Consider the following 7,020-nt stretch of genomic DNA (forward strand, 5'->3'; position numbering starts at 1 on the left):
ACAAGTTAAGACAAATCCATTTTAGTTATGAACCTAAATCGGGCCCGACTCCACATCACGTGAATCGGGCCCGATTTAGTTCAAAAGTAAAATTTAATCTTCCATTTCTTTTTTTATCTCTTCAATTTTATCCTTATCTAATTCAGTAGCTTCAATTATTTTACCTACCTCTATATTCAATCTTAATAATCGCCTAGCTATTTCTACATTTCTTTCTTTTTTACCTTTTTCCAGACCTTTCTCTAAACCTCTCTCCATCCCCTTTTTCTCAGCTTTCTTTAAAGCCATCTCTTCATCTCGTAGCCACTTTAAGCGAGCCTCATAAACTTCTCTTTCCTCTTCACTTAAGTACATTGTATTCAGTACTTTACTTGCCTTTTCAATACTTTTAATCTCTGCTAATTGAGCCGGCAGCTGCTCCTGATCGTACTGATGAGCCTTCTTCAAAAACTCCGTCCACCTATCAAGAGCCGTCTGTATCTCACTTAAATCCTTATCGTACTTCTCTAATTCGATAAAGTGAATCTCCTGGTGGTTGATTAGCTCCTCTTTTGACTCACAGTTTAAGAGCCTGTATATATTATGATAATTCTCTTCCTCTAAACAGTTAAAGTTAAGTATATTAATCACGATCGCTTTTTCTAACTTATCGTAATTGACTCCCGACTTTAACTGGCCGGTATATAGTCTGGCCCAGTAGTATAGGGCCCTTTTATCATAATACTCCTGGTCTGTAATCTGCATCTCTATATTATACCAGTTGCCCTTTTCATCTACCGCCTTAATATCTAATATAGATAGCTTATCATCCTTAAAATTCTGCTGGTTATAAGGATTCTTTAATATTACCTCCGCAATCTGCTCTTCCTCATCTAGAACAGAGTTAATAAAGGAAATTAATATATCTTTATTCTCTTCACTACCAAATAACTTCTTAAAGGCAAAGTCTACCCGAGGATTCAAACGACACATCTTTAATCAACTCCCTCAGTATTTTTTAGTTAATAGAGTCTTAACGCCCTTGACTATATAGTTTTAACTATTAACTCTTAACTATAAAGCTTATTATATCATATTTTGGTAGTGCTTTAAACTCAAATCGGGCCCGACTCCACATCACGTGAATCGGGCCCTATTCCACTAATCAACCCTTGCCCGAAGGCATTGACCAAACTCTATCTAAAAAGGACAATCCAAGATGCTGGCAAAAGTATTAATCACAGGATCAGATTTATCACAATCATCTGGCTTATCTAGAGGATAATCTTCAACACCATATACCTCCCAAATAGCATAAAAAAAATCATAATTTCCATTCATAATCTGCTTTCTAGCAGCAGTTAATAAAGTCAATAAATAATCTTCACTTTCATAATCTAAATCCTGATTAGCAAAAACACTCCAATCCTGGTTTGGCTCTGCTAGATAAGAATAATCCAAACGAACATAAATACTTATAATTGCTCGTCCATCTTCAATTTCAATATCAACTCCTAAATCCTCTATCCCTCTAAAATTATATTCTAATAATTCCTCTGCTTGCTCCTTTGAAGAAATATCAAAAGCGATTCCTAAAGTCCACCAATCATAACTTTCAGAATACATCACATCATAATAATCCTCTAACAATGATCTCCAACCGCCAGGGATATCATAACCCTCAACATTATAAATAAAATCTACTCTTCTTCTACTAGGATGGGCCCGACTTGATAGCGATGACACCGCATCTCTTTCCTCTTGCTCTAACGGTTTATCAACAGCCAAAAACTCATAAGAAGTAGAACTATGATCAGCAGTAAATCCTTTTCTAACGCTAATTATTTTCATTACTATCTCTCCTTGTTATTTATCTTTTCCACTCAGGATAAGAACGATCATCATCTTCACTAATCCACCCTCTAATCTCCTCTTGTCCAGCAAAAGGAACCCCTCCGCTTGTATAGCCAATTGCACCCTGCACAACTTCTATTGAATCCTCTTCTATTGAATAATACCTATCTTTTTGCTTCTTACCTGTAGCCTTCTTATCAACCTTTGTTAAATAAGAAATGCTTCTTAGCTCTTTAACTGCACACTTTTGCCCAACTCCATAACGTTCCATATACTCTTTAACGCTAACAGAATATTGATCTTCAAAATATCTTTTGAACTCAGCTTTTCTCCCATTACTATCTAACTGTTTTAAATGCGATACCATAGGCTGAGGACAAGCAGGATCTGCTTTTCTCCCACTGTCACTAAAAACAGGACAGCCTCCACAAAACTCTACCGCAGCACAATAATTACAGATACTCTTTTTGAAAAATCCTTGCTGTTTAAAAAAGCGATAATGCTTAATTATACTTTCCTCTTTCCAAACTCTATCCAAATCATTGCTTAAGATATTTCCCGCTTTAAAATCCGGGCCAACTAGCTGCGAACAAGGAAAAATAGAGCCATCAGGTGCTAAAGCTAAAATCCTCTCTCCAGCTACACAGCCTCGCAGACCTTTGGCTTTAGCCTGACTAGCTTTAAGGCTTCGCTGCAAAAAGCTTAATCCACAATCAAGCCTTAAATCCAGATCATACTCCCTACTAGCTTTAGCTAACATCTTTTCAAGCTCAATCAAATCATAATCACTTGGCTTTTCTTTAAGCCACTGCTCAATCTCCAATGGTGGCTTATAACGGAGCAAGACTACCCTAGTACTATCAAGTCTGCTCAAATAACTAATTATTCTTTCAAAATTTTCAATTACACTTTTAGACATCATCAGATTAATTCCTGTTTCTAAGCCAAAGCCTTTAATCTTAGCTACAAGGCTCTCTAATCTAGCAAACTCCTCTGCTCCTTCTTCAAGCAACTTATGATGCTTAAGTCCTAATTGTAATGAAGTTACACTCTTAGCAAGCTCCTTTAATAGCCCAGCATCAATCTCATCAACTCCAGTAGTAATATGAACTACTAGCCCTTTTTGATGAGCATACTTAGTTATCTTTGTTAAGTCATCACGCTCTAATGCTTCTCCCCCACCAATTGCCAACTGAAAAACACCCCACTCTGCCAGCTTATCCACTACCTCTAAAGCACCCGCTGTATTTAAATCTTCAAACTCACCTTTATGTTCTTGAGCATAACAGTCTAGACAGTCTTTGCTACAAGCATATGTAATCGCCCAATGAACTGTCTCGGGAGCACTTAGGTGTTGATAGCTTAGCCAGTTTTGAGCAATTCCAAAATTTAATTCTCTATCTTCAATCTCAACAGCTAAAGCTTTAGTTTTTAAAATCACACCTAAGCTAACAAACTCCTTAATTATCTTTAAAATACTCTCTTTTTCTAGTCCAAATCTATCTGCAACTTCTAGTAATTCCTTTTGACTTAAAAACTGATTTAGCCTGATTAATAATAGCAATTCAAATGCTTCTCTATCTATATCTATTGTATCCCCTGTCCTTTTATTAAATACTAATCCTCCAAAGCCTTCTTGGCGCAGTCTAATATCTTCTGCTAAAACAAACAGATCAGTCTCCAAAATAATCTCTCCCTCTTTCAAATTCTTGGTGTCATTATATCATATTTTGGTAGTTCTTCAAAAGTAAATAGAGCCCTATTCCACATCACGTGAATCGGGCCCTGAATACTAGTCTCTAATCAAACCTTGCTTCTTCAATGATTTATGTCTTCTATCCGCTTCTAGATAAATATTTTCTCTAGAGGCAACAATAATTAATAAGCAAACTTCATTCTCTTCTTTGATCGAATAAATAGCTCTAAAAGAACCAGCTCCAGATAGATTAAATTTGTAAGAATATAATCCCTTTAGATTCCCTTTTAAAATAGAACTCTTATTTTGAGGATTTTTCTCTAAGTTTAATATTTTTTTAACAGCTTCATCTCTTAAATGACCTAGACTATCTAAATCTTTTTCTACTGCTCTAGTAACTTTAATTGAATAGTTACTCATCTAATTTTATTCCTTTTTCATTAGCATAATCTCTTAAGTCTCTAGTTCTACCTTCCTCATATTCTTTTTCAGCATATTCTTTTAATTTAACTACTGGATCCTCTATAGCTCTAGTTAATTTAACTTGACCTAGTTCTGCATTTATAAATAAAACTTCACCTTTTTCTATCCCGGAAAACTCTCTAACTTCTTTTGGGATAGTAATTCTACCTTTATCATCAACTTTAGTAACAATTTTATCCAACATCATCCCTCCTTTTTTGCCCTTGATGGGATAGTCCCATTCATAATTTTATTATACATCATTAATTATTAAGTGTAAAGCTATTTTTTTAAAGTACTTAAGCTTATTATACTATATTTGGGTATTATTTCAAACGCAAATAGGGCCCTATTCCACATCACGTGAATCGGGCCCTATTTAACATCAAAAACTATCTCCAGATCTTAATTTAATCTTCCATCTCTTTTTTCATCTCTTCGATTTTACCTTTATCTAATTCAGTAGCCTCAATTATCTTATCTATCTCTATATTCAATTTTAATAATCGCCTAGCTATCTCTATATCTCTTTCTTTTTTACCTTTTTCTATCCCCTTTTTCTCAGCCTTCTTTAAAGCCATCTCTTCATCCCTAAGCCACTTTAACCGAGCCTCATAGACTTCTCTTTCTTCCTCGTTTAAATACATAGTATCCAATACTTTAATTGCCTTTTCAATACTTTAATTGCCTTTTCAATACTTTTAATCTCTGCTAATTGAGAAGGATTCTTTAATATCACATCCTCAATCTGCTCTTCTTCATCTAGAACAGAGTTAATAAAGGAAATTAATATATCCTTATTTTCTTCACTACCAAATAACTTTTTAAAGGCGAAGTCCACTCGGGGATTTAAACGGCACATCTTTAATCAGCTCCCTCTTTCAAGTTCTTGGTATTATTACACTATATTTTGGTAGTGCTTTAAACGTAAATAGGGCCCGCTCACATTTAACCATCCCTTAATTCTTTTAACCTTTCTACCCAGACTGGAAGCTTAGCCAGCCTTTCTTCCAAACTTGCTAATTCAAAATTTTTCACATCAATTAACATCTCTTGAGCGTAATCACTTAAAGCAGCTATCCCATACTCTTGAGCTAAACTTAATAGACGTCCTGCAAACTCTTCCACTTCATTTATAATCATCACTTCTCTTAGCTCTTCCAATTCAGCTAAAAGGTCCTCCTCTAAAGTCTCTATCAAACTTTCCAAATCAATATCTTCCGGAACAGATATATCTTCTGTCTCAACCGAACTCCTTGTTAACTCTTCTTCAATAGTATATTCTAAATGCTTAGTTAGTTCTGCCACTAAGACCTCTTCCTTAATCGGTTTAGTCAAAAAGCTACTAAAACCAGAATCAAGGGCCCGATTCTTCTCCTGAGCAGTTGCAAAAGCAGTCACTGCAATTATAGGCACCTCTTTCGTTAACTCCGCTTCTATTAACTCCTTAGTCTGATAACCATTCAGAGGAGACATCTTCAAATCCAATAAAATAAGCTGCACTTCCTCCTTTTGAATTTCCTCAACAGCCTGCCGACCGCTATTAACCGTTGACACTTCTAGTCCTTTCTCAGCCAGCATAATCTCAAGTACTTCTAAATTAGTATCCTCATCATCAACTACCAGCACTCGTTGCGAATTAAAGCTAAGCGAATCATAATCAACCGTATCAACTTCCCGAAGCTCACTTAACCGATACTCCACTTGCGGCAACACCACCTTGAAAATACTACCCTGGTCTACCTCACTATCCAGCTTAAGCTCTCCTCCCATCTGCTCAACTAAACGCTGACAAATAGTCAATCCCAAACCCGTTCCTTCATACTCAAAACTTTGCCCCTTTTGCTGAGTAAAAGCTTTAAAAATCCTCTCCTGTTCTGCTGGAGAAATTCCAATCCCAGTATCCTCTATTGTGAACTCTATTGATAACCGAAACTCTTCCCTTGCTTGAACCTGAGCCAATACTCTAACATAGCCTGCATCGGTAAACTTGATAGCATTACCAATTAAATTAATCAATATCTGTCTTAACCTTCTTTCATCCAGCTTTATTTCCAACAGACCTCCATCACATTCTAAATCCTCTAACAGCTTACATTCTCTAATAAAAGCAACTCCCTTTTCCTCAGCTCTATAAGCAAATACCGACTCCATCTCCTGGAGTATCATACAAGGGTCTAACCATTTCTTTTCCAGCTCCAAATGACCTGCTTCTATTTTAGAAATATCCAAAATACTATTAATTAACTCCAATAGATTATTCCCCGCATCCTTAATAGAATCTAAATAGCTCTGGTACTGGGAATCTTCAAATTCATTTTCTAAAATTTCACTAAAACCAATCACTGCATTCAAAGGAGTTCGGATCTCGTGACTCATATTAGCCAAAAACTCACTTTTAGCCTGATTAGCCTGCTCAGCCTTTTCCTTAGCTGTTATCAGCTCCTTTTTTTCTTTCTCTTTTTGCCGATCAAGTCTATGTTTAAGCTCCATAATAACTATTACTTGGATTATTAAAATTAAAAGAATCACTCCCAAAAAGAAATAGATTATTCTTTGAGAAATCTTCTCTTTTTCAATAGCTTCTGTAACATCATTAATTATCGAAAATAAAAATGTCTCTTCCTCAATTTCCACAGGATAAGAATAAACCTCTACCTTCCTTTCACTACCATCAGCTAACTGATGAGTAAACTCAAAATAGTTTCTTTGCTCTTTAGCTGCTAAGTCCATTTCTCTGGCTACTTCTTCTTCACAAAGTAAATTAATTTCTTCTATATTCATTGCCAGCAGCTTATCTCTAGGATGACCATAGAAGTTCACTGCTGCCCTGTTAGCATCTCGTATCTCACCCGTTTCAGCAGATATTAAGAGCATCATACTGCCGTGTTCATTAAATGCTTCCTGATCAAAGTAATCAAATCCACTTGCAGTTGCTGTCCCTACAAAAATAAATAAGGACATTTGTCCTCCTAAAACAAGATTTGATTAATTTGATAACCATGTGTAAAATATAATCAACCATTAAA

6 protein-coding genes and 1 pseudogene are annotated in these 7,020 nt (G+C 35.7%); all 7 read right to left on the minus strand.

The annotated features are described in order from the left end of the window. Window positions 1-93: 93 nt before the first annotated feature. Window positions 94-972 (minus strand): Rpn family recombination-promoting nuclease/putative transposase, encoded by an 879-nt coding sequence (locus MWH30_RS10040; RefSeq protein ID WP_248663945.1) that lies wholly within the window; start codon window positions 970-972, stop codon window positions 94-96. 207 nt (window positions 973-1,179) lie between these two features. Continuing rightward, on the minus strand, window positions 1,180-1,830 hold the full coding sequence (locus MWH30_RS10045; RefSeq protein WP_248663946.1) for a hypothetical protein: 651 nt from the start codon (window positions 1,828-1,830) through the stop codon (window positions 1,180-1,182). 19 nt (window positions 1,831-1,849) lie between these two features. After that, window positions 1,850-3,517 carry a radical SAM/SPASM domain-containing protein gene (locus tag MWH30_RS10050; protein ID WP_248663947.1) on the minus strand — a complete coding sequence of 556 codons (1,668 nt, stop codon included), beginning with the start codon at window positions 3,515-3,517 and terminating at the stop codon, window positions 1,850-1,852. Between the two features lie 108 nt (window positions 3,518-3,625). Further along, window positions 3,626-3,949, minus strand: coding sequence for a type II toxin-antitoxin system RelE family toxin (locus MWH30_RS10055; protein ID WP_248663948.1), 324 nt, complete (start codon window positions 3,947-3,949; stop codon window positions 3,626-3,628). Further along, complete coding sequence (locus MWH30_RS10060) at window positions 3,942-4,193, minus strand: AbrB/MazE/SpoVT family DNA-binding domain-containing protein (protein ID WP_248663949.1); 252 nt, start codon at window positions 4,191-4,193, stop codon at window positions 3,942-3,944. The genes MWH30_RS10055 and MWH30_RS10060 overlap by 8 nt, the downstream gene beginning before the upstream one ends. A 208-nt stretch (window positions 4,194-4,401) precedes the next feature. Then, window positions 4,402-4,853 (minus strand): annotated as a pseudogene (locus tag MWH30_RS14040) (PD-(D/E)XK nuclease family transposase). Window positions 4,854-4,939: 86 nt separating this feature from the next. Continuing rightward, window positions 4,940-6,955 (minus strand): ATP-binding protein, encoded by a 2,016-nt coding sequence (locus MWH30_RS10075; protein WP_248663952.1) that lies wholly within the window; start codon window positions 6,953-6,955, stop codon window positions 4,940-4,942. Window positions 6,956-7,020: the final 65 nt, after the last annotated feature.

This window comes from Fuchsiella alkaliacetigena (assembly GCF_023227765.1).
Classification (GTDB): Bacteria; Bacillota; Halanaerobiia; order Halobacteroidales; family Acetohalobiaceae; genus Fuchsiella; species Fuchsiella alkaliacetigena.

Excerpts from the sequence above, each read along its gene's own strand:
- MWH30_RS10075 (WP_248663952.1), bottom strand. The coding sequence starts at position 6,955 with ATGTCCTTATTTATTTTTGTAGGGACAGCAACTGCAAGTGGATTTGAT.
- MWH30_RS10055 (WP_248663948.1), bottom strand. The coding sequence starts at position 3,949 with ATGAGTAACTATTCAATTAAAGTTACTAGAGCAGTAGAAAAAGATTTA.
- MWH30_RS10040 (WP_248663945.1), bottom strand. The coding sequence starts at position 972 with ATGTGTCGTTTGAATCCTCGGGTAGACTTTGCCTTTAAGAAGTTATTT.
- MWH30_RS10045 (WP_248663946.1), bottom strand. The coding sequence starts at position 1,830 with ATGAAAATAATTAGCGTTAGAAAAGGATTTACTGCTGATCATAGTTCT.